The sequence below is a fragment of the Microbulbifer sp. TB1203 genome (genome assembly GCF_030997045.1).
In the GTDB taxonomy this organism is placed as follows: domain Bacteria; phylum Pseudomonadota; class Gammaproteobacteria; order Pseudomonadales; family Cellvibrionaceae; genus Microbulbifer.
Window position 1 is genome coordinate 173,116 of record NZ_CP116899.1, and the last position, 21,726, is coordinate 194,841.

General features: G+C 62.5%; 20 protein-coding genes. 10 read left to right on the forward strand and 10 right to left on the reverse strand.

What is annotated here, in order from left to right:
• Positions 1–208 precede the first annotated feature (208 nt).
• Genes urtB through urtE form a run of 4 tightly spaced genes read left to right on the forward strand, consistent with a single transcriptional unit; the run spans position 209 to position 4,612 of the window.
• Positions 209–1,876, forward strand: a complete 1,668-nt coding sequence (gene urtB, locus PP263_RS00630; RefSeq protein ID WP_308366456.1) for an urea ABC transporter permease subunit UrtB — start codon at positions 209–211, stop codon at positions 1,874–1,876.
• Positions 1,873–3,090, forward strand: coding sequence for an urea ABC transporter permease subunit UrtC (gene urtC / locus PP263_RS00635; protein WP_308366457.1), 1,218 nt, complete (start codon positions 1,873–1,875; stop codon positions 3,088–3,090). Before urtB ends, urtC begins: the two co-directional genes overlap by 4 nt.
• On the forward strand, positions 3,087–3,920 hold the full coding sequence (gene urtD, locus PP263_RS00640) for an urea ABC transporter ATP-binding protein UrtD (RefSeq protein WP_308366459.1): 834 nt from the start codon (positions 3,087–3,089) through the stop codon (positions 3,918–3,920). The genes urtC and urtD overlap by 4 nt, the downstream gene beginning before the upstream one ends.
• Positions 3,917–4,612 carry an urea ABC transporter ATP-binding subunit UrtE gene (gene urtE / locus PP263_RS00645; protein ID WP_308366460.1) on the forward strand — a complete coding sequence of 232 codons (696 nt, stop codon included), beginning with the start codon at positions 3,917–3,919 and terminating at the stop codon, positions 4,610–4,612. Before urtD ends, urtE begins: the two co-directional genes overlap by 4 nt.
• Before the next feature lie 492 nt (positions 4,613–5,104).
• Here urtE and holA read toward each other — a convergent pair whose 3' ends face one another.
• Genes holA through leuS form a run of 4 tightly spaced genes read right to left on the reverse strand, consistent with a single transcriptional unit; the run spans position 5,105 to position 9,769 of the window.
• Positions 5,105–6,106, reverse strand: a complete 1,002-nt coding sequence (gene holA / locus PP263_RS00650; protein WP_308366461.1) for a DNA polymerase III subunit delta — start codon at positions 6,104–6,106, stop codon at positions 5,105–5,107.
• Positions 6,107–6,110: 4 nt separating this feature from the next.
• Positions 6,111–6,635, reverse strand: a complete 525-nt coding sequence (gene lptE / locus PP263_RS00655) for an LPS assembly lipoprotein LptE (RefSeq protein WP_308366462.1) — start codon at positions 6,633–6,635, stop codon at positions 6,111–6,113.
• Positions 6,632–7,111 (reverse strand): hypothetical protein, encoded by a 480-nt coding sequence (locus tag PP263_RS00660; RefSeq protein WP_308366463.1) that lies wholly within the window; start codon positions 7,109–7,111, stop codon positions 6,632–6,634. The genes lptE and PP263_RS00660 overlap by 4 nt, the downstream gene beginning before the upstream one ends.
• Positions 7,112–7,159: 48 nt before the next feature.
• Entirely contained in the window at positions 7,160–9,769 is a 2,610-nt protein-coding gene (gene leuS, locus PP263_RS00665; protein ID WP_308366464.1) for a leucine--tRNA ligase, read from the reverse strand.
• Positions 9,770–9,880: 111 nt separating this feature from the next.
• Between leuS and PP263_RS00670 the strand changes: the two genes are divergently transcribed.
• From PP263_RS00670 to PP263_RS00680, 3 genes are all read left to right on the forward strand, one after another.
• Positions 9,881–10,333, forward strand: a complete 453-nt coding sequence (locus PP263_RS00670; protein WP_308366465.1) for a hypothetical protein — start codon at positions 9,881–9,883, stop codon at positions 10,331–10,333.
• A 7-nt stretch (positions 10,334–10,340) separates the two neighbouring features.
• Positions 10,341–11,117, forward strand: a complete 777-nt coding sequence (locus tag PP263_RS00675; protein ID WP_308366466.1) for a YdcF family protein — start codon at positions 10,341–10,343, stop codon at positions 11,115–11,117.
• Positions 11,118–11,267: 150 nt separating this feature from the next.
• Positions 11,268–11,672: a hypothetical protein gene (locus tag PP263_RS00680; RefSeq protein WP_308366467.1), complete on the forward strand. Its 405-nt coding sequence runs from the start codon at positions 11,268–11,270 to the stop codon at positions 11,670–11,672.
• Positions 11,673–11,732: 60 nt separating this feature from the next.
• Here PP263_RS00680 and PP263_RS00685 read toward each other — a convergent pair whose 3' ends face one another.
• The 6 genes from PP263_RS00685 to miaB form a co-directional block, all read right to left on the reverse strand.
• Positions 11,733–12,647 (reverse strand): TIGR01777 family oxidoreductase, encoded by a 915-nt coding sequence (locus PP263_RS00685; RefSeq protein WP_308366468.1) that lies wholly within the window; start codon positions 12,645–12,647, stop codon positions 11,733–11,735.
• Positions 12,648–12,853: 206 nt separating this feature from the next.
• Positions 12,854–14,443: an apolipoprotein N-acyltransferase gene (gene lnt / locus PP263_RS00690; RefSeq protein WP_308366469.1), complete on the reverse strand. Its 1,590-nt coding sequence runs from the start codon at positions 14,441–14,443 to the stop codon at positions 12,854–12,856.
• A gap of 99 nt (positions 14,444–14,542) precedes the next feature.
• Positions 14,543–15,415, reverse strand: a complete 873-nt coding sequence (locus PP263_RS00695) for a transporter associated domain-containing protein (RefSeq protein WP_308366470.1) — start codon at positions 15,413–15,415, stop codon at positions 14,543–14,545.
• Between the two features lie 20 nt (positions 15,416–15,435).
• Entirely contained in the window at positions 15,436–15,909 is a 474-nt protein-coding gene (gene ybeY, locus PP263_RS00700) for an rRNA maturation RNase YbeY (RefSeq protein WP_308366471.1), read from the reverse strand.
• A gap of 3 nt (positions 15,910–15,912) precedes the next feature.
• Complete coding sequence (locus PP263_RS00705; protein WP_308366472.1) at positions 15,913–16,935, reverse strand: PhoH family protein; 1,023 nt, start codon at positions 16,933–16,935, stop codon at positions 15,913–15,915.
• Positions 16,936–17,149: 214 nt separating this feature from the next.
• Entirely contained in the window at positions 17,150–18,529 is a 1,380-nt protein-coding gene (miaB, locus tag PP263_RS00710) for a tRNA (N6-isopentenyl adenosine(37)-C2)-methylthiotransferase MiaB (protein ID WP_308366473.1), read from the reverse strand.
• Positions 18,530–18,710: 181 nt separating this feature from the next.
• On the opposite strand from miaB, the gene PP263_RS00715 reads away from it, so the two are divergent.
• From PP263_RS00715 to PP263_RS00725, 3 genes are all read left to right on the forward strand, one after another.
• Positions 18,711–19,043, forward strand: a complete 333-nt coding sequence (locus PP263_RS00715; protein ID WP_183455596.1) for a DUF1820 family protein — start codon at positions 18,711–18,713, stop codon at positions 19,041–19,043.
• A 115-nt stretch (positions 19,044–19,158) separates the two neighbouring features.
• Positions 19,159–19,950, forward strand: coding sequence for a UDP-2,3-diacylglucosamine diphosphatase (locus PP263_RS00720; protein ID WP_308366474.1), 792 nt, complete (start codon positions 19,159–19,161; stop codon positions 19,948–19,950).
• On the forward strand, positions 19,947–21,617 hold the full coding sequence (locus PP263_RS00725; protein WP_308366475.1) for a GNAT family N-acyltransferase: 1,671 nt from the start codon (positions 19,947–19,949) through the stop codon (positions 21,615–21,617). Before PP263_RS00720 ends, PP263_RS00725 begins: the two co-directional genes overlap by 4 nt.
• Positions 21,618–21,726: the final 109 nt, after the last annotated feature.

Consider the following 21,726-nt stretch of genomic DNA (forward strand, 5'->3'; position numbering starts at 1 on the left):
TTCCCGCGTGAGCTTCGCTGCTCTGACGAGTCGCGGGAATGACGATTTTTAGAGATGCCCTCAAGTTTCGGTTCGTAGGGTGCGCCGCGCGCACCGGCCCCAGGCTGGTGCAGGTATCAGGCTTTTTGGTGCGCACGGCGCACCCTACGAGTCCCGGGTCCTGGAGGCAAGTAGTTACCTCTCGGTAAGTTCACATGGGGTTGAACAAGTGAAGCATTTGCTATTGACCGGTTGCCTGCTGTTGGCGCTGGTGACGACACTGCCGGCCGCGAGCGCCGGCAGTGCCGTTTCGGAGCAGGCAGCGCCGTCCGCCACGCCGGCGTCCGAGGAACCCGGCGGTGATCGCCAGGTACTACTGACGCGGCTCACCCAGGCCAGCCTGCGCGAGAGCGCAGAGGTGCTGGACCAGCTCGAGCGTTCCGGTGGCCGCGAGATGCGCGGGCTCTTTGCCACCATGCTCGCGGGAGACCTTTACTACCACCGCGAGACCGGCCAGTTGATGGCGGTACAAAAGAACCCGGCCGGCGAGCAGGTCGGCAGCGATATCTTTACCGGGGAGGACCTGGGGGTACAGTCCCGTCGTTCGATCAAGAAAGTCCGTGTGAACAACCGCCTGCGCAGCCACCTGCGCGATGCCATTGCCCGCGTTGATCTGATGCACGGCACTGAGGCGCAAAAGGAGGGCGCAGTGCTGGCAATCCTGGATGACCTGAGCCCGCAGAATATGCGCCTGCTGGAGGTCGCCGCCGACGCCGGCCAGAGCGACAGGGTGAGCGAACTGATTGAACTGGCGCAGGCGATGGTGGAGCTGCGCGATTCCAGCGTAACGGACGCGCGGCTGTCGGCTATCACCGTGATGAGCGGGCGTCTCGAAGCGCCGGTGCGCAACCAGCTGCAGCGCCTGCTCGACGACGAGCGCGAAAGCGACAGGAAAATCCGCGTGGCTGCTCAGCAAGCGCTGGAAGAAATTGAGAGCCGTATAGCGTTCTACGGTTTTATGGAACAGCTGTTTTTTGGTCTGAGCCTCGGTTCGGTGCTGCTGCTCGCGGCCATCGGTCTGGCCATCACCTTTGGAGTGATGGGCGTGATCAACATGGCCCACGGTGAAATGATCATGCTCGGCGCCTATACCACCTACGTGGTGCAACAGCTGATGCCCGGCGCCATCGAATACTCCCTGCTGGTGGCGGTACCGGCGGCGTTCCTGGTTTCGGGTGGTGTGGGGGTATTGATCGAGCGCGGTGTCATCCGTCACCTGCAGGGGCGCCCGCTGGAAACCCTGCTGGCCACTTTCGGTATCAGCCTGATCCTGCAACAGGCAGTGCGCACGATTTTCTCACCGCTCAATATGCCGGTGGTGACGCCCGGCTGGATGAGCGGCGCCTTCGCTATCAACCCGGTGTTCTCTGTCACCTTTAACCGCCTTTACATCCTGTTGTTTGCGCTCGCCGTATTTGCGCTGCTGCTGGCGACCCTGAAGAAAACTTCCCTGGGCCTGAATGTGCGCGCGGTGTCACAGAACCGCGACATGGCAAAGGCCATGGGGGTGCGCACGGAATTGGTGGATGCCATGACCTTCGGCCTGGGCTCGGGTATCGCCGGTGTGGCCGGTGTGGCGCTGAGCCAGTTGACCAATGTGGGGCCGAATCTCGGGCAGTCCTACATCATCGATTCATTCATGGTGGTGGTGTTCGGTGGTGTCGGCAATCTGCTCGGTACCCTCGTCGGTGGCTTCTCCCTCGGTGTGACCAACAAGTTCCTCGAGCCCGCCACCGGCGCGGTGCTGGCGAACATCATCGTGCTGGTGTGCCTGATCCTGTTTATCCAGAAGCGGCCCAAGGGGCTGTTTCCTCAGCGCGGGAGGGCCGCCGAATGACGACTGCGGAACACAACCGATCCCTGTTTGGCAACCTGGCCGGCGCGCTGGCGCGGCTGCGCGCGCCGGGCAAGGGTTCCTCGCTGCTGGTGGCGATCCTGCTCGGGGTCACGCTGCTGATGTCGGCCGCCAACCTGCTGTTGCCCGCCGAATCGCCGCTATACGTGAGCACCTACACCATCACGCTGATGGGCAAGTACCTGTGCTTTGCCATGTTGGCGATGGCGGTGGATATCGTGTGGGGATACTGCGGCATCCTGAGCCTCGGTCACGGCGCCTTCTTTGCGCTGGGCGGCTACGGTATGGGCATGTACCTGATGCGCCAGATCGGCGATCGCGGTGTCTACGGCAATCCGGACCTGCCGGATTTCATGGTGTTCCTCAACTGGCAGGAGCTGCCCTGGTATTGGCAGGGTATGGACCAGTTCTGGTTCGCGCTGCTGATGGCCCTGCTGGTGCCAGGTCTGCTGGCGTTTGTGTTCGGCTGGCTGGCGTTCCGATCGCGCGTCACCGGGGTATACCTGTCGATCATGACCCAGGCGCTCACCTACGCCCTGATGCTGGCTTTCTTCCGCAATGAGATGGGATTCGGCGGCAACAACGGCCTGACGGATTTCAAGGACATACTCGGCTTCGACCTGCAGGCAGATGGCACCCGCGTGGCCCTGCTGATGGCGACGGCGTTGCTATTGGCGCTTACCTTTGTCGCAAGCCGTGCCATCGTGCACTCGCGGCTCGGGCGCGTGGTGGTGGCCATCCGCGATGCCGAGCCGCGCGCGCGTTTTCTCGGCTACCGCACCGAGCGCTACAAGGTGTGGCTGTTCGTCTATTCCGCGGTGGTGGCGGCGGTGGCGGGCATGCTCTACGTGCCCCAGGTAGGCATCATCAATCCGGGCGAGTTTTCGCCACTCAATTCCATCGAGGTGGTGGTGTGGGTCGCGGTCGGCGGCCGCGGCACCTTGTACGGCGCCATAGTCGGTGCCCTGCTGGTGAACTACGCCAAGACCCGTTTTACCGCGGTGATGCCGGACGGCTGGCTGTTTGCCCTCGGCACCCTGTTCGTGGTGGTCACCGTACTGCTGCCGAAAGGCCTCGTCGGCCTGCTGCAGCGCGCCCGGACGACAGATGCGGAAACGCGAGGGGAAAATAATACAGGCGAAGTTTCAGCAGGCAATGCGCCTGCTGAACCGATCACTGGGGAGGCTCGGGCATGAACGTAACGGCACAGGCACGCGAACTGTTGCGACGCGATACCACTTGGCCATTTCTGGTACCGCGCCAGCGGGCCGTGGACGTCTCACATCAGGTGATCCTGTACATCGAGGGGCTGAGTGTCAGTTTCGATGGCTTCAAGGCGTTGAACGATCTGAATCTCTATGTGAACGACGGCGAGCTGCGTTGCCTGATCGGGGCCAACGGCGCGGGCAAAACCACGCTGATGGACGTGATCACCGGCAAGACCCGCTGCGATAGCGGCAGCGCCTGGTTCGGCCAGAACATCGACCTGCTGGCGCACGACGAGGCGGCGATTGCGCAGCTGGGTATCGGGCGCAAATTCCAGAAGCCCACGGTGTTCGAGGCACACACGGTGTACACCAACCTGGAGCTCTCCCTGAAAGGCGGTAAGGGCGCCTGGTCTGCCCTGACCGCAGCCCTCAACGGTGAGCAGCGCGACCGCATCGACCGAGTGCTGGAAACCATCGGGCTGGCGAAGGCGCGCTACCAACTTGCCGGCGCTCTCTCCCACGGGCAGAAGCAGTGGCTGGAAATCGGCATGTTGCTGGCGGCCGAGCCGCGCCTGCTGCTGATCGACGAACCCGTTGCGGGCATGACCGCGGAAGAGGCCGAGCGCACCGCGGAACTGCTGACCTCCCTGGCCGGCGAGCACACGGTGATCGTGGTGGAACACGATATGGAATTCGTGCGCAGCATTGCGCGCACGGTGACGGTACTGCACCAGGGGACGGTACTGGCGGAGGGCACCATGGACCAGGTGCAGAACAATCCCGACGTGATCGAGGTTTATCTGGGGGAGGGCGCATGATCCGAATCGAAAAACTCAACCAGAAATACGGCGGTACGCAGATTCTCTGGGATCTCGACCTGGATGTGGAAAAAGGTTCGTGCACCTGCATCATGGGCCGCAATGGCGCCGGCAAGACCACCCTGCTCAAGTGCCTGATGGGGCTGTTGCCGGCGAGCGACGGGCGCATTCTGTTCGGGGGCAAGCCCATTGAAGGGCGCGCGGCACAGGCGCGCGCGCATCTCGGCATCGGTTATGTGCCCCAGGGGCGGGATATTTTTCCGCTGCTGACGGTGGAGGAAAACCTGCAGATCGGACTGCCGGCCCGCAAGGACAAGGCGCGCCGGATTCCCCCGCGGATCTTTGAACTGTTTCCGGTACTGAAGGACATGCTGCACCGCCGTGGCGGTGACCTGTCCGGCGGCCAGCAACAGCAACTGGCCATCGGGCGCGCACTGGTGATCGATCCCAAGGTATTGATCCTCGACGAACCCAATGAAGGCATCCAGCCCAACATCGTGCGCCAGATCGGCGATGTGATCCGGATGCTGAACGAGGAGGACGGGCTGACGGTCATCCTGGTGGAACAGAAACTGGGCTTCGCCCGCCGCGTTGGGCGCGAGTTCCGTCTGATGCAGAAGGGGCGGATTGTGGCCGCCGATCAAATGGCGAAACTGGACGACGGTTTGATTCGGCAGTACCTGGCGGTGTGAAGATTTCGGGCCAGCCTTAACTTGGTAGCACTGGGGACAGGCGTGGATGATACTGAGTTGAGAGTTTCTGTAGCCAGTTTGTAGGAGCCTGCCATGCAGGCGATTGGGGCGGTGCTATCGGCAATATTTGTTTCGCCGGCAGGGCTGGCTCCCACAGGGTTTCTCCTTAACCCGGTGCCATCCGGGTCAGACACGAATGGCACTAAGTTAAGCTCCGAGCTGCTCCTGCTCCTGAGGATTGCGCTGTAGGAGCCTGCTTGCAGGCGAACATTCCCGGTGCCCTGCCGCGACTTCAATTCGCCTGCAAGCAGGCTCCTACAGGGAGATTCCGCTTAACTTAGTGCCATCCGGGTCAGACGCTAATACCGCTACCTTAAGCCGAAAATCGGCATATTTGTAGGATGGGCAAAGCGTAGCGTGCCCATCAAGGTCCTGGAAGATGGGCACGTCGCTACGCTCCTTTGCCCATCCTACGACTTCGTGCCATTCGGGTCAGACGCTGCGCCTGCCGGACAGGTTCAGCGTCAGTTCCAGCAGCCCCGTCCAGGGGTCCTGGTCTTTGCCGCCCTTGATTGCGGCGTCCACCGCGCGGGCGCGCAGCAACAGGCCTTCCAACTGGCGCGGGCGCAGGCGGGCGAGGGCGGCCTGCACCAGAGGTTGGCGTTTCTGGATGCGAACCAGGCGTGCCAGCTGCTGGCCCTGCTCCAGCTTCTCGCCGATTTCCAGCAGGCCGCGGATTTCCCGCGCCAGGGCCCAGAGCACCACCGGTGCCTCTACACCCTCGGCACGCAGGCCGTGCAGGGTTTTGATTGCGCCCTCGGCATCGCCGGCAAGGGCCTTGTCGATCAGGCCGAACACATCGTAGCGGGCGGAACTGGCGACCGCGTCGCTCATGGTTTCGGGGGTGATCAGGTTGTCGGTGCTGAGCAGCTTGAGCTTTTCGATTTCCTGGCTGGCGGCCAGCAGGTTGCCCTCGACACGGGAGGCCAATATCTGGATAGCCTCCGGCTCCGCATCCAGCCCCGCAGCGCGCAGGCGCTGGTGAATCCAGCGGGGCATTTCCCGGGCGTCCACCGGCCACACCTGTATCAATGCGCCTTTTGGTTCCAGCGATTTGATCCACTTGCTGTTGAGCTGGGAGCGGTCCAGCCTGGGCAGTACCAGCAACAGCAGCAGGTCGCCGTCGCTGACGGCGGCGAATTCCTGCAGCGCCTTGCTGCCCTTGTCGCCGGGCTTGCCGCTTGGCAGGCGCAGCTCGATGATTTTCTTTTCCGCAAACAGGGACAGACTGCCGGCGGAGGCGAACAGCAGGCCCCAGTCGAAGTTGTGTTCCGCGTGCAGCAGCTCGCGCTCGCTGAATCCCTGTTTCCTGGCGGCGGCGCGAATGCTGTCACAGCACTCCTGCACCAGCAGCGGCTCGTCGCCGGAGACGATGTAGATGGGGGCCAGGCCCTTGTTCAAATTCTGCTGCAGTTGTCCGGGATTAATGCGCACTGGATCAGTAGCTCTTGTCTTCCGCCGGCGCATTGACGTCGATGCGGCGCAGCCGGTCGATAATGCGGCCGATCAGTTCGCGGCGCATTTCCTCGCGCAGCAGGATCTCCTCCTCGCCCTTGCTCACCACTTCGTTGTCGTCCCACTCCAGGGTGCGGTAGACGTCTGCCTCGGCGTGGTTCAGCAGGGTGTGGCCGCTGCTGTCGCGCACGCTGTAGATGGCGCTGGTGATCAGTTCGTACTCCGAGGCGCGGCCCCTGGCGTCCACCGCCACGGTGCGCTTGCGCTCTATTTCCTTGTGAATGATCAGTACGTAGTCGGCTTCCTCGGGGGTTTCCGCCATGGGCAGGCCGCTGTTTTGCAGCAGGCGGGTCAGTTCCTCGGCGATATCGCTGCGCGGGTCCTCCGCGAAGATATACAGCTGGCTGCCCGGCGGGAAGTTCTTTGGCGCGCCGCGCAGGTGCCAGCCACAGCTGGCGATGGCGATGAGGGTGAACAGGACCAGGATGCGATTGAAGTTTTGTTTCATTGTTTTCGCGAATAGAAAGTGTGATTGAGTTTCTGCGGCCGCACGCCTTTGGTGACTGCCTGTATTCCAGGTGCATCGCCGAAGATCAGCTTGCCGTCGATAATGGTGATGATCTGCAGGATTTTCTGTTTGCCGCCGGGCAACTGCATGCCCCCACTGCGTAATTCGTGCACATCGATATCGATTTGCCGCGCCGATTCGCCGCCCTCAGCAGATACTGACTCACCGAGCTGGTATTTGCCACTGGAGATGATTTCCATTCCCATGGTCTGCTTGCACCCGGCATCGGTGTAAAAAACCGTTTTGGCCGTGTAATCGCCGTCGGCGGTGAAACTGCTGGTGACCTGCAGGTAATTGCCCGAGGCCTTTTTGCACAGGCTCAACCAGTCGCCGACGAGTTCCCTGTTCAGCTCCGCAGCCTCTACCTGAACGGTGGCCAACAGGCCGGCCACCAGGATTGCCCATCGATTTTTCACTGCCCGATCCCCCGAAGTGTGCGGTTTCCCCGGCGGCGCGCGGTCACATTATTTCGCAACAATGTTGACCAGCTTACCCGGCACGACGATGACTTTGCGCACCGTGGCGTCGCCGATAAATTTCTGTACGTTGTCGTTGGACAGCGCCAGCTTCTCCAGGGTTTCCTTGTCCGCGTCGGCAGGGGCTTCAAACTTCGCGCGCACCTTGCCGTTCACCTGCACCACCAGGGTGATGCTGGAGCGCACGAGTGCGTTTTCGTCCACCAGCGGCCACTGCGCGTCCACCAGCGGTGTGCTGTTGCCCAGCGCCTGCCACAGGCTGTGGCAGATATGCGGAGTCACGGGCGCGAGCAGCAGTACAGCGGCCTGCAGTGCTTCCCGTTCCACCGCCAGGCCCTGAGCGCTTTCGCGCTCGGCCAGCCTGCCCACTTCGTTGAGCAGTTCCATCACTGCGGCCACGGCGGTGTTGAAGGTCTGGCGGCGACCGTAGTCGTCGCTGACTTTCTGGATGGTCTCGTGGGTCTTGCGGCGCAGCTGCTGTTGTTGTTCGTTGAGCGCATCGGTGTCGATGTTTGCACTGCTGCCGCCGGCAGCCCGGTGGCTGTGTACTGTCTTCCACAGTTTGCGCAGGAATCGACTGGCGCCCTCCACGCCGGCGTCGTGCCACTCCAGGGTCTGTTCCGGCGGCGCGGCGAACATGGTGAACAGGCGCACGGTATCCGCGCCGTATTGCTCCACTGTGGCGTGGGGATCTATGCCGTTGTTCTTCGACTTGGACATCTTCACCACGCCGCCGGGAATCACTTCCTCACCGGTGGAACGCTGCACCGCCTTTACCGGCTTGCCCTTGTCGTCCCGGGTTACTTCCACGTCGGAGGGGGCAATCCAGATCTTGTGGCCGTCGGTTTCTCGGTAAAAGGATTCCGCCAGCACCATGCCCTGGCACAGCAGCCGCTCGAAGGGTTCGTCGCTGTTCACCAGGCCCTCGTCGCGCATCAGCTTGTGGAAGAAGCGCGCGTAGAGCAGGTGCAGGATGGCGTGTTCGATACCGCCCACGTACTGGTCCACCGGCAGCCAGTAGTTGGCGCGCTCCGGGTCCAGCATTCCCTGGTCGAAATCCGGGCAGGTGTAGCGGGCGTAGTACCAGCTGGATTCCATAAAGGTGTCGAAGGTGTCGGTCTCGCGCTCCACCGGCTTGCCGTTCAGCTCGTCTTTGCGCCACGCCGGGTCTGCCTTGATCGGCGACTGGACACCGTCCAGTTCCACGTCCTCAGGCAGCAGTATCGGCAGCTTGTCAGCCGGTACCGGGATCTCGCCGCCGTCTGCCAGGTTGAATATGGGGATGGGGGCGCCCCAGTAGCGCTGGCGGGATACGCCCCAGTCGCGCAGCCGGTAGTTGGTGGCGACGCGGCCCTTGCCCGCGGCCTTCAGGGTCTCGGCGATGGCGTCGAAGGCGGCACTGAAATCGAGTCCGTCGAACTGTTCAAAACCTGGGCCGGAATTCATCAGCCGGCCTTTCTCCACGAAGGCTTCCTTTTCCAAATCGATGGCTTCGCCGTCCGCCGGTTCCACCACCTGTTTGATCGGCAGGTGGTATTTGTGTGCGAATTCCCAGTCCCGCTGATCGTGGGCCGGCACCGCCATCACTGCGCCGGAGCCGTAGTCCATCAGCACATAGTTGGCGATCCACACCGGAACCTCCTCGCCGGTGATCGGGTGGATGGCTTTGATACCGGTGTCCATCCCTTTCTTCTCCATGGTGGCCATATCGGCCTCGGAAAGGGACTGCCTCTTGCACTCGGCGATAAATTCCTTCAGTCCGGGGTTGTCTTTCGCCAGCGCCAGGGCGATGGGGTGCTCGGCGGCGAGGGAGACGTAGGTGACGCCCATCAGGGTGTCCGGACGGGTGGTGTAAACATCGAAGTGATCGACGCCGGCGATGGCCTGCGGAAGTGCGAAGCTCAGCTCCACTCCTTTGCTCTTGCCGATCCAGTTGCGCTGCATCGTGCGCACCTGCTCTGGCCAGTGGGGCAGCTTGTCCAGGTCGGCGAGCAGTTCTTCCGCGTAGTCGGTGATCTTTATAAACCACTGTGCCAGTTCGCGGCGCTCCACGGTGGTGCCGCAGCGCCAGCAGCAGCCGTCTTCCACCTGCTCGTTGGCCAGTACCGTTTGGTCGTGGGGGCACCAGTTCACCGCCGAGTTCTTCTTGTAGACGAGGCCCTTTTCATAGAGGCGGGTGAAAAACCACTGTTCCCAGCGGTAGTAGGACGGCTGGCAGGTGGCCAGTTCCCGGGACCAGTCGAAGCCGAAGCCCAGCGCCTTCAACTGGCCTTTCATGTAATCGATATTGGCGTAGGTCCATTTGGCCGGCGCCGTCTTGTTCTGGATGGCTGCGTTCTCCGCGGGCAGGCCGAAGGCGTCCCAGCCCATGGGGTGCAGTACATTCTTGCCCTGCATGCGCTGGTAGCGTGAGATCACGTCGGTGATGGTGTAATTGCGCACATGGCCCATGTGCAGCTTGCCGCTGGGGTAGGGGAACATGGATAGGCAGTAGAACTTCTCCCTGCTGGGGTCCTCCGTCACTTCAAAGCTCTTCTTCTCCTCCCAGAACTGCTGGGCGGACGCTTCGACTGCGGAGGGGTTGTACTGCTCTTCCATCGATTGGGGACCTATACTCTGTGATCGAAATTTGAGGGGGGAATTTTCAACCTACCCTGTAGGAGCGACATCGTTTACGATGCCGAAGCGCCGAATTATAGGAGGGATGCCGTGACGAAGGAACCGAAGCTGCCGCCGGAAGACGAGGACCTGACAGAAGAACTGCGCCGGGACCTGGAGAACCTGATAGAGGACGAACTGGCGGTGGAAGATCTCACCGCGAATAAGGTGGCCTTCCTGCGCGCCTGGTTGAAAGATGATCTGCACCGTGCCGGAGACTATATGCGCGGGTTGGGCGGTGAAATTCGGACACTGGAAGAGCGCACCGGCGACTGGCTGCTGGATGCCGCCGACCCTACCGAGACCGCCTGGCCCAACCTGATGCGCTGTATCCGGCGGGGCCAGCCCTGGGCCCTGGCCGGGGAGCGGGTCGGCGCTGGCGAAGAGCTGCAGTGCCTGGGTTGTGGCTACCGGGCCATGCCGCCGCAGAACAGCCAGATCACTCCCTGCCACCGCTGCGGCTACGGCTGCTTCCGGCAGATCGAAGGCGGCCTGGACGAATAGGGTGGAAGTGCACACCACTCTGGCCGCTCTGGTGATGCCGCCGTTCCTCCCCTTGCTGGGCCTGTTGCTGGCCTTTGTCTTGTGGCTTTTCCCCGCCACTTCGCCTTTCGCCAAATTGTCACTGCCCCTTGCTATCCTCTCCTTTGCCGTCCTGTGGACTTGCGCAACACCGGCCTTCTCCTCCTGGCTCGGGGAGCGGCTGAACAGGATGTCGCCGGCGCCGGAGGCGGTGCCCCAAGCGGTGGTGATTCTGGGCGGTGGCCGTTACCGGGATGAGAATTCCGGTAACGAGCGCCTTTCCGCCACCAGCCTGGAGCGGGTGATCTGGGCCATGGAAAAGGCTCCCTCGCAGCTGCCGCTGATGGTTTCCGGGGGGCGGGTATACGAAGGGGAGCGGGCCCCGGAGGCCGAACTGATGGCCGGGGTGATACAGGAGCTGTTTCAACGCCCGGTGACTTGGCGCGAGAATTGCAGTCGAACAACCGCAGAGAATGCGGTCAACAGTGCGGCGCTGCTGCACGATTCCGGTGTGGAAAGTGTGGTGCTGGTGACCCACTGGTGGCATATGCCCCGCGCCGCGGAGGTGTTTGCCCGCTCTGGCCTGCAGGTGCAGCCCCTGCCGGTGGGCACTTCGGCTGAACTGCTGCCCCGGGCGCAGAGCGGACTGCTGCGCTGGTTGCCCAGCGCCCCGGCACTGCTGCGCACCCAGGTGTACTGGCGGGAATGGCTGGCGCGTCGGTGGTACCACTGGACGGCCCTGCCGCCGGTGAGATCCTCCTGTTGAGGAACCTTTGGGGCGATGACAGCTCTTAAACAGTCAACCCGACACCGGAATTCGAAGATCGTTGAAAACGCGTTACCCGACAAAGTCCGGGTAGGGGGCTCACAGTCGATTGATCGGACTGCCGGCAACTGTAGAAGTGGAGTGACGGCTGTGGACAACAATGAGAGAGGTACTTTCGAGATGACGGGCATCCCTTCGTCTTTTTCCCCAATCCAATTGCACAATCGTCTCAACCGCCCGGTGTGGCTGGGTTTCAGGCAGGGGCAGCAGGACGACCGCCAACTGGTGTTTCTGTGCAGCGGCACGGACAGGGCGGCGCAGGTTTGCAAGAACTTCGAGACTTTTGCCGGGCAGATTGTGCGCGAGTTCAACCTCGATCCCACCCAGGTGGATTTCGTCGAGCTGCGTGGCGAGGGCGACGAGCATCAATGGTACCGCTGGCACGCCCAGTGGGTGGGTACTGCGCCCATGGAGTGCCGCGCCGAGCAGGTGGTGGGGGAGTCGGGTCGCCGCTACCTGGCCCAGGCCCTCAACCGCCCGGTTGAGGCTGCGTAGCGGCCTCAAGCGCCCATTGACTCGCCATACCGGCGGAGGTCGGTATTTAGGGAGCTGGGGTCAGGCTCGCGCTTTCCTCCCCTGCGGCGGGGCCAGCAGGTCTTCCAGCGCCTGCTCCAGGGTGGGAAAGCGAAAGGTGTAGCCGCTGTCCAGGGCGGTGCGCGGCTCCATTCTCTGGCTGGCCAGCAGCAGTTCCTCGGCCATTTCCCCGAACATCAGTTTCAACGTCCACGCGGGTGTGCGCACCAGGCTGGGGCGGTGCAACTGCTTGGCCAGCAGACGGGCGAAGCTGTTGTTGGTCACCGCTTCGGGGGCGCAGGCGTTGAATGGCTGGCACAGCCGGTGGTCGATGACGTGCAGCATCAGCCCCACGATATCCTCCTCGTGAATCCAGCTCATCCAGTGTTCGCCGGAACTCAGCGGGCCGCCCAGCCCGAGGCGAAAGGCCGGCAGCATCTGCGTCAGCGCGCCGCCGCGAGTGGAGAGGACTATGGCAGTGCGCATAATACCCACGCAGACACCGGCCCGCTGCAGGGGAAGGGTGGCGGCCTCCCAGTCGCGACACAGCTGTGCCGCGAAGCCCCCGCCGGGGCCGCTGCTTTCCCGCAGCAGGTCACCGCCGCGGTCGCCGTAGTAACCCACCGCGGAACCGGAGAGGAAATAAGACGGCCGCTGTTCCTGGGAGAGGGTCCATTCCACCAGGTTTTCGGTGATTTCCAGGCGGGAGCGGTGAATCTCTGCGCGGCGCTTGCTGTTCCAGCGGCGCGAGATGGGCTCGCCCGCCAGGTTCACCACCACGTCGACCGGTGTATGGACTTCGGTAAGGCTGCGGCAGCCCACGGCCGTCTCTCCGCAGAGGTCGCGCACCTGTTCGGGCCGTCGGCTGAGCACCGTAATCGTATCGCCGCGGGCGAGCCAATACTGGCAAAACAGGCGGCCGATCAGGCCAGTGCCGCCGCTGATTAAACAATGCATAGGGAAGGCATCCGTGCCGGCATTTGGTTAGAGGCTTGGCGTATCGCGGACGACGCGGGACGGTAGAGGGCGCCGACACTGTGATACGGCTTATGCGCAGTTTAGGTGAAAGTGGAGAGGTAAGCGGCAAATTTATACGCCGTACTAGCTGATATATACAATTAGTACTGCACACCACACTAGTGCCCTGTATGGGCACTACCGGCTCAGTCCGATGCCTCGCCAACCAGCGGCGTATCCGCCCGCGAGGTCCTTCTGCGCCGCAACAGCTGCGCGGAAACAAGCATCGGCAGCGCCAGCGCGAAGACGCCCCAGACGCCCGCGAGCATAAACGGCGTGCTGCCGCTCACCGCCCGGATCCGGCCGACCAGTTCGGCCCGCTCGAACTGCGGCAGCCTGTCGATGATCTGTCCGCGGGGGTCCACGATGGCGGTCACGCCGGTGTTGGTGCCGCGCACCAGATAGCGGCCGGTTTCCAGCGCGCGCATTTGCGCCATCTGCATATGCTGCAACGGACCGATGGAGTCGCCGAACCAGGCGTCGTTGCTGATGGTCAGCAGCACCTGGGCGGAGAGGGCGCTGTCCGCCACTATCTGCGGGTAGACGATTTCGTAGCAGATGAGCGGGGCCCAGCTGGCACCGCCGGCGTGCAGCGGTTGCTGGCCTTCACCCCCCGGGCGAATGAAGGAGGTGGGCAGGTCGAAGAATTCGATAGTGCCGCGAATCCATTCCTCCAGCGGTACATATTCGCCAAAGGGCACCAGGTGGCGCTTGTGATATACCTGCGGGCTGCGGCCGAATACCGCTGCCGAGTTGTGTATTATGCGCAGGCCGTTGTCATCACTGTCGTAGAGTACCCCGCTGATCAGGTCGATGCCGCTGTTTTCCGCGTTGCGCTGTAGCGCCTGCATCAGGTTGGGTGCCTGGTGGTAGAACAGCGGCAGCGCCGCCTCGGGCCAGACGATCACGTCCACGCCGCGTTCGCTCAGGGCCCGGGTGCCGTCCTGGTAGCGGCTGATGGTTTCGCCGCGGAACTCCGGCAACCACTTCTTCTCCTGGGGAATATTGGCCTGCACCAGGCCCACGGAGATTTCCTTCCCTTCCGGTGCCGTCCACTCCACCTGTGACAGCAGTGCGCCCAGTGGCCAGGGGAGGGCCGCTGCCAGCAGCAGGGCGATGTGTGCGCGTTTGTTTTCCGGGGTCAGCAGTGGCGCCAGGCGCCCGCTGGCGGCCAGCGCAATCACGGCCGCGGTGAAGGCCAGCAGTAGGCCAATACCATAGACGCTTATCACCGGCGCCCAGCCGGACAGCCAGGTACCGATATGGGCGTAGCCGGCAAACAACCAGGGGAAGCCGGTGAAGAACCAGCTGCGCAGCCACTCACTGACAAACCAAAGGGCGGCGAAGGCGAGGGCGAAGCTGATTTTGTTGTCGGTAAACCGGCCGAGGAAGTAAAACGGCAGTGCCAGCAGCAGCGCCATAATGGACACAAAGGCACCAGTGAGCAGTAGGCCCAGGGGGACCGATGAGCCGCCGAACTGGGTGATGGAGACATACACCCAGGAGCCGCCACTGGCGAACAGGCCCAGGCCATAGCAGAGCGCCAGCCACAGGCTGCGGCCTCCACCGAGCTGCCGGCCTTCGCCGGCGGCGCGCAGGTTCAGCCAGGCCAGCAGCGACAGGGACAGCAGGCCGCAGATCCACCAGCCGAAAGGGGCCAGGGAGAGGGTTAGCAAGGCGCCGGCGGCGGCCGCCAATGCGGAATGCGGAATGCGGAATGCGGAATGTTTACTCATTCAGTCCCCGGATCGGCTCCAATTTTTGGTGCTGGCCTGATTCCAACTGTCTGTCGGCAGGTGCGCTGCGCTTATCCATCCCACGCCATTCCGCATTCCTCATTCCGCATTCCTCATCCGACTCACCCGCAGCAGGTGAACCTGCCGGTTGTCTGCATAGAGCACGCGGAAGGTGAAATTCCCCAGCCGGGTGACTTCGTCGCGCCCGGGCAGGTGGCCGAAGGACTGCATGACCAGGCCGCCGATGGTGTCGAACTCCTCGTCGCTTAGTTCGCTGTCGAAATAGTGGTTGAAATCCTCGATGGGGGTGAGGGCCTTGACGATAAAATCGTTGTCGCCCACCTTGCGGATAAAGCTGTCCGCTTCCTCCTCGTCGGTTTCGTCCTCGATCTCGCCGACGATCTCCTCGAGGATATCCTCGATGGTGACTACGCCGGAGACGCCGCCGTACTCGTCGATCACTACCGCCATATGGTAGCGGTTCTCGCGGAATTCGCGCAGTAGGATATTCAGGCGCTTGCTCTCGGGAATGATATTGGCCGGTCGGATGATGTCCTCGAGCTGAAATTCCTTCACGCCTTTCAGTACCAGCGGCAGCAGGTCCTTGGCCAGCAGGATACCGCGGATATCGTCCACGCTTTCACCGATTACCGGGAAGCGGGAGTGGCCGGATTCGATGATTTTGGGCAGGAACTCCTCGGGCTTGTCCTGCAGGCTGACCACCACCATCTGCGAGCGGGGGATCATGATTTCGCGCACCTGCTGGCTGGATACGTCCAGCGCGCCCTCGATGATGGACAGGGCCTCCGCGTCCACCAGTTGGTTTTCCGCGGCATCCTTGATGATGTCCAGCAACTCGTCTCGGGATTTGGGCTCTGCGGAAAATGCGCCGAGAAGCTTTTCCAGCCAGTTTTTCTCCCCCGATCGGGATTTGCCGGAAGAGCGACTACTTGGGGGTTCGTCTGTGGTCATGGATGTGGCCATGCTCCGGGTTACTCGTGTTCGTCCAATTCTTTTGCCGTATAGGGGTCGGGGAATCCCAATCCCTCCAGCAACCGGGTTTCCAGGCCTTCCATGATTTCCGCGTCCGCGTCCTCAATATGGTCGTAGCCCAGAAGGTGCAGTGTGCCATGGACCACCATGTGTGCCCAGTGCGCAGGGGGTGCTTTATGCTGCTGGTCCGCTTCCCGGGCGACCACCGGGGCGCAGATAACCAGGTCGCCGAGCAGGGGCAAGCCCAACTCTTCGGGAAGATCGGCGGGGAAGGACAGGACGTTGGTGGGCTTGTCTTTGCCGCGATAGCGGCTGTTGAGCGCGAGGCTTTCGTCCTCGTCGACGATGCGCACACTGAGTTCCGCGGATTCGCGCGCATCGCCGATCGCGGCGCGCGCCCAAGCCGCTATCTGTTCATCGCTGGGAAGGCCGGAGCAGCGGCTGGGCCGCTGCACGTCGAGTCGAAGATCCATGCGCTAGGCTGCGTCTTCGTCCGGTTTGCCGGCCAGGGCGTCGCGGGCCGCTTCATAGGTGTCGTAGGCCTCGACGATGCGCTGTACCAGCGGGTGTCGGACCACATCCTTGGCACCGAAATGGGTGAAGCTGATGCCGTTCACCTTGCCCAGTACCTCGATGGCGTGGCGCAGGCCGGAGGCCTGGCCGCGGGGCAGGTCTATCTGGCTGGGGTCGCCGGTAATGACCGCGGTGGAGCCGAAACCGATGCGGGTCAGGAACATCTTCATCTGCTCCCGGGTGGTGTTCTGGCTCTCGTCGAGAATCACGAAGGCGTTGTTCAGGGTGCGCCCGCGCATATAGGCCAGCGGTGCCACCTCGATCACATTGCGCTCGATCAGTTTGCCCACGGTCTCGAAACCGAGCATTTCGTAGAGGGCGTCGTACAGCGGGCGCAGGTAGGGGTCCACCTTCTGGCTCAGGTCGCCGGGGAGGAAGCCGAGTTTCTCGCCGGCCTCTACCGCCGGCCGCACCAGCAGGATGCGCTCCACCTGGTCCTTGAGCAGGGCCTCTACCGCGCAGGCCACTGCCAGATAGGTCTTGCCGGTACCCGCTGGGCCCACGCCGAAGTTGATGTCGTTGTTCTGCACAGCGCGGACATACTTGCGCTGGTTGAGACCGCGCGGGCGCACGGAGCATTTCTTGGTGCGGATCAGCACCACCTGTTCCGTTTCCGTGCCCTCGCTCGCCGGTTTCTCCAGCAACTCCTCGACGCCGGACTCCTGCAGGGCGAGGTGGACCTCGTTCGGTGTCAGGTGGTCGCGGTCGCCGGTTTCCCGATACAGAGAACTGAGCAGTTCGCCGGCGGCGCGGGCGGACTCGGGCTCCCCGTAAAAGGCGAACTGATTGCCGCGATTGCGGATCTCGATATCCAATCGCTGTTCAATCTGGCGCAGGTGTTGATCGAATTGGCCACAGAGGCTGGCCAGGCGGCGGGCGTCGTTGGGCTCAAGAGTGATACTGTGAGCGAGGGTATGAGTTTCCAAATTGGTTTCGGCACCTTTTGTTTAGGGGGTTCATTGCTAGGGTATACCCATTTTCCCGGTATGGGAAAGGGTAGAGTGTGACGAATAGGTTCTAAACAGTCCGACCCTTTATACCGTTGCGGTATTAGAGCGGCCCGTGGCCGCGACCTGACTTTGTGGGCACTCGTATATTGATCGCGGCCACGGCCGTTCCTACAGGGAAAAGACTGTCGAATTACCCCAGCGGACCGTCCAATTCCGAGGCCACCAGAACCCCGCGCAGCGAGTTGGGCAGTGCCTCCTCGATCAGCACATCCGCGAACCTGCCGATCAACCCCAGATCGCCAGCGCGGAAGTTGACCACCCGGTTGTTTTCAGTACGCCCCTGCAGTTGGCCCGGGTCTTTCTTCGACACGCCGGTTACCAGCACCCGCTCAGTGTTACCCACCATGCGCCGGGAAATGGCCGCGGCCTGCTGGTTGAGGCGGTTCTGCAGCAGTTGCAGGCGCTGCTTCTTGACCTCCGCGGGAGTGTCGTCCGGCAGATCCGCCGCCGGGGTGCCCGGGCGCGGCGAGTAGATGAAGCTGAAGGAAGTATCGAAACCCACCTCCTGGATCAGGTTCATGGTGGCCTCGAAGTCGCGCTCGGTCTCGCCGGGAAAGCCGATGATAAAGTCCGAAGACAGGGAGATATCCGGGCGGATTTTCTTCAGCCTGCGGAGCTTGGATTTGTACTCCAGCGCTGTGTGGCCGCGCTTCATCGCCATCAGGATGCGGTCGGAGCCGCTCTGCACCGGCAGGTGCAGGTGGTTCACCAGCTCCGGCACTTCGGCGTAGACATCGATCAGCGCGTCGGAGAACTCCACAGGGTGGGAGGTGGTATAACGGATGCGGTCGATGCCGTCGATGGCCGCTACATAGGTGATCAGCTCGGCGAAATCGACGATCTGGCCGTCGCTGCCGGGGGCGCGGTAGGCGTTCACATTCTGCCCCAGCAGGTTCACTTCGCGCACCCCCTGGTCCGCCAAGTGTGCCACTTCTTCCAGCACGTCCCCCACCGGACGGCTCACTTCCTCACCGCGGGTGTAGGGCACCACGCAGAAGGTGCAGTACTTGGAGCAACCCTCCATAATCGAAACAAAAGCGGTGGCGCCGTCCGCCTCCGGCTGTGGCAGGCGGTCGAATTTCTCGATTTCCGGGAAGCTGACGTCCACCACTACGGCGCCGTTCTTCTGTGCTCTGGTCTGCATCATCTCCGGCAGCCGGTGCAGGGTCTGGGGGCCGAAGATCAGGTCCACGTGGGGCGCGCGCTTGGCGATGGCCTCGCCCTCCTGGCTGGCGACGCAGCCGCCCACGCCGATGATCAGGTCGGGATTCTTTTCCTTCAGGTGCTTCCAGCGGCCCAACTGGTGGAACAGCTTTTCCTGGGCCTTTTCGCGGATGGAACAGGTGTTGACCAGCAGTACGTCCGCGTCTTCCGGATCGTCGGTGGGCACCATGGCGTGGGACTCTCCGAGCAGGTCGCGCATGCGCGACGAATCGTACTCGTTCATCTGGCAGCCGTGGGTCTTGATATAGAGCTTTTTCACCCTTGTTTGGGGCGTGGTTTCGGACATATCGCGCCTGGTTAAAAACTGTTCAGTCAAAATGGTGGGGCATTATAGCGATACCGCCCCGGACTGCATAGACGGCTATATTTGGGGCTGTTATCCTTGCCCGCTTTTTCGAGCGGAGCTCCGACCCGGAGGGGCCTGTTAACACTACTATTTCCCTGGCCAGGACCTTTTTGAGACGCATATGGCGAATCCTATCTACAAAGTCATCTTTCACAACCAAAACCAGGTGTACGAGCTCTACGCCCGGGCCATCTACCAGAGCGATATGTACGGCTTTATCGAGGTGGAGGAGTTTGTCTTTGGCGAGAAGGCCCAACTGGTGGTGGACCCCAGCGAGGAGAAGCTCAAGAGCGAATTCGCCTCGGTGACCCGCTCCTATATCCCCATGCACAGTATCGTGCGTATCGACGAGGTGGAGAAGGAAGGCGTGGGCAAGATCGTCGAGGCCAAGGGCGACAAGGTCACCCAGTTCCCGTTTCCCGCCCCCATGCGCCATCCCGGCGATACCGAGTAGCGCTCCGTCCGGCCAAAGGGTCGGGCGATCCCTGCAATACAAGCTTCAACTGACCGTCGCTTTTTTGTAAGAAAAGCCCTGCAAAGTTACCCCAACCGAAAGTTGGGACTTTGCTATGAGCAACCGCTATCGCGCACTCTGGATCTCCGACGTGCACCTGGGCAGCCGGGACAGCGAGCCGCAACGGCTGGCGGATTTCCTGGCCCAGAACCGCGCCGACACCGTCTACCTGGTCGGCGATATCTTCGATATGAAAGCCCTGTCCCAGGGCCGGGGCAGCTGGTGTCAGGCCTCCTCCCTGTTGCTGGGCATGCTGTCCGAGCTCTCCAGCCGGACGCCTGAAGTCATCTATATTCCCGGCAACCACGATGCGCCCATGCGCAGCTGGGCGGGCAAGCGCCTGGGCAATATCCGCGTGGAGCGCGATTGGGTGCACACCGCGAGGGACGGCAAACGCTACTGGGTCACCCACGGCGACCAGTTCGAGCACCAGATCAATATCAATCCCATCAGCTATCACATCGGCGACCACAGCTACTACCTGATGCTGCGCCTGAACCGCTGGATCAACTACTGGCGCGGGCGCTTCGACAAGCCCTGGTGGTCCCTGGCCAACCACGTGAAGAATCGTGTGCAGGCGGCGAAGCGCATGATGAACAGCTTTGAGGAGGTCGCCATTCGCGAGACCGGCCGCCGCGGCCTGGACGGAGTGATCTGTGGGCACATCCACCGCGCCGGCATCCGCCACAGCGGCGCCGGGGGACAGGAAATCACTTACGCCAACTGCGGCGACTGGGTGGATTCCATGACCGCCGTGGTGGAGCAGCCCGACGGCCGCCTGGAACTGTTGCACTGGCACCGAGCGCCCAAACTGGCGCACATCATGACAGAGGCGGTGGCGGCATGATTCAACTTGAAGACTTGTTGCAGAAAAACCCCTGGTACAGCGCTGCACCGCAGAAGCCTTCGCGCCGGCTGGCCTCTGCGGCGCTGAAGAAAATCTGCTGCGAGGAGCAGATCCGGACCTTCAGTCGCTGCTACCCGCATCTGGGCGGGCTGGATTTTATCCGCCAGGTGTTCGCCTATTTCGATTTCCGTTACGACATAAACCCCTCTGAGCTGGAGCGGATTCCCACCACCGGCCCTTTGGTGATCGTTTCCAACCACCCACTGGGCAGTCTCGATGGCCTGGCGCTGATCGATATGGTGGCGCGGGTGCGCAAGGATGTGAAAGCGGTGGCCAGCCAGCTGCTGTGGAATATTGAACCGCTGCGCTCCTACCTGCTGCCGGTGGACAACTTCAACGGGCGCACCCGACGCTCGGATGTGGAGGGGATCTACCGGCACTTGAACGGCGGTGGAGCCATCATCGTTTTTCCCGCCGGTGAGGTATCCCGGCTCACGCCCCAGGGCGTGCGCGACGGACGCTGGAACCCGGGCTTTGCGCGCTTCGCGGAGAAAACCGGCGCGCCGATACTGCCGGTGCAGGTGCGCGGGCGCAATTCCCTCTGGTTCTACGGCCTCTCCATGGTCAACAAGCCATTGTCGACCCTGTGGCTGGTGCGCGAGATGTTCAAGCAGACCAGCCGCGGCATCGATATCCGCATCGGCAGCGCGGTGGCGGCGGAGCACTTTCGCGACTGGCCGCTGACACCCCGCGCCCAGGCCAACCTGTGGCGCCGGTATGTACACCGGCTGCACAAATCCCCGTGCCCGCTGGGCCCGGAAATAATTGCCCCCGCGGAGCCCGGGGAGGAGGTGGCGCAGGTGATGGGCAGCTGCGACACCCTGATCGAGCAGGGTGAGTTCGCGGTCAAGCTCTACCGCCAACGGGCGGACTGCCCGGTGATGCGCGAGCTGTCGCGCATTCGCGAAATCGCCTTCCGCGCGGTGGGCGAGGGCACCGGCCACAGCCGCGACTGGGACGCCTTCGACGCCCACTACGACCATCTGCTGTTGTGGGACCGGGAAAAGAAACAGATCGCCGGCGCCTATCGCCTGGCGAAAACCGACCGCCTGGAAGCGGAGCAGATCTACAGCAGTACCCTGTTCAACTACCCGCGCCCGCCGCGGCAGTGCCTGCCCGGCTCCGCGGAACTCGGGCGCAGCTTCCTGCTCCCGGAGTACTGGCGCGGCCGTGGCCTGGACCTGCTGTGGTCCGGTATCGGCCGCTGGGTGGGACGCTATGGGGTGCGCTATCTGTTTGGCCCCGTCTCTATGCCGGGCAATTTTTCCGTGCGCGCCAAGTCGGCGATAGTGCGCTATTTCCTTCACCATTTTGCCACTGACGAGCCACTGGGGGATGCGCGCCTGCCGTTTGCGGAGGCACGGGAGGATTTGCCGGTGCTGAGTGGCGATGCCGGCGAGGATATGGCGCAGCTGAAAAAAATCCTGAAGGAAGAGGGAGTGATGCTGCCGCCGCTCTTCAAGAAGTACGCCTCGGTTACCCGGCCCGGCGGCACCAGCTTTCACGCCTTCAATGTGGACCCGGATTTCTGTGATTCGGTGGACGGGCTCGTGGTGGTGGACCTGGAGCAGGTGGATCCGAAATTCGCCAGGCGCTATCTTTCCTGAATGCTGAATGCTGAATGCTGAATGCTGAATGCGGAATGCGGAATGCGGAATGCGGAATGCGGAATGCGGACAAATCTGTCGGGAGCAGATTTGCACAGCCGAAGGCCGC

Bases quoted from the DNA above. Each gene is read 5' to 3' on its own strand.
- PP263_RS00715 (WP_183455596.1), top strand. From the start codon at position 18,711: ATGGCGAATCCTATCTACAAAGTCATCTTTCACAACCAAAACCAGGTG.
- lptE (WP_308366462.1), bottom strand. From the start codon at position 6,635: ATGAAACAAAACTTCAATCGCATCCTGGTCCTGTTCACCCTCATCGCC.
- PP263_RS00725 (WP_308366475.1), top strand. From the start codon at position 19,947: ATGATTCAACTTGAAGACTTGTTGCAGAAAAACCCCTGGTACAGCGCT.
- lnt (WP_308366469.1), bottom strand. From the start codon at position 14,443: ATGAGTAAACATTCCGCATTCCGCATTCCGCATTCCGCATTGGCGGCC.
- ybeY (WP_308366471.1), bottom strand. From the start codon at position 15,909: ATGGATCTTCGACTCGACGTGCAGCGGCCCAGCCGCTGCTCCGGCCTT.
- urtD (WP_308366459.1), top strand. From the start codon at position 3,087: ATGAACGTAACGGCACAGGCACGCGAACTGTTGCGACGCGATACCACT.
- urtE (WP_308366460.1), top strand. From the start codon at position 3,917: ATGATCCGAATCGAAAAACTCAACCAGAAATACGGCGGTACGCAGATT.
- PP263_RS00695 (WP_308366470.1), bottom strand. From the start codon at position 15,415: ATGACCACAGACGAACCCCCAAGTAGTCGCTCTTCCGGCAAATCCCGA.
- urtC (WP_308366457.1), top strand. From the start codon at position 1,873: ATGACGACTGCGGAACACAACCGATCCCTGTTTGGCAACCTGGCCGGC.
- PP263_RS00685 (WP_308366468.1), bottom strand. From the start codon at position 12,647: ATGCATTGTTTAATCAGCGGCGGCACTGGCCTGATCGGCCGCCTGTTT.
- miaB (WP_308366473.1), bottom strand. From the start codon at position 18,529: ATGTCCGAAACCACGCCCCAAACAAGGGTGAAAAAGCTCTATATCAAG.
- leuS (WP_308366464.1), bottom strand. From the start codon at position 9,769: ATGGAAGAGCAGTACAACCCCTCCGCAGTCGAAGCGTCCGCCCAGCAG.
- PP263_RS00720 (WP_308366474.1), top strand. From the start codon at position 19,159: ATGAGCAACCGCTATCGCGCACTCTGGATCTCCGACGTGCACCTGGGC.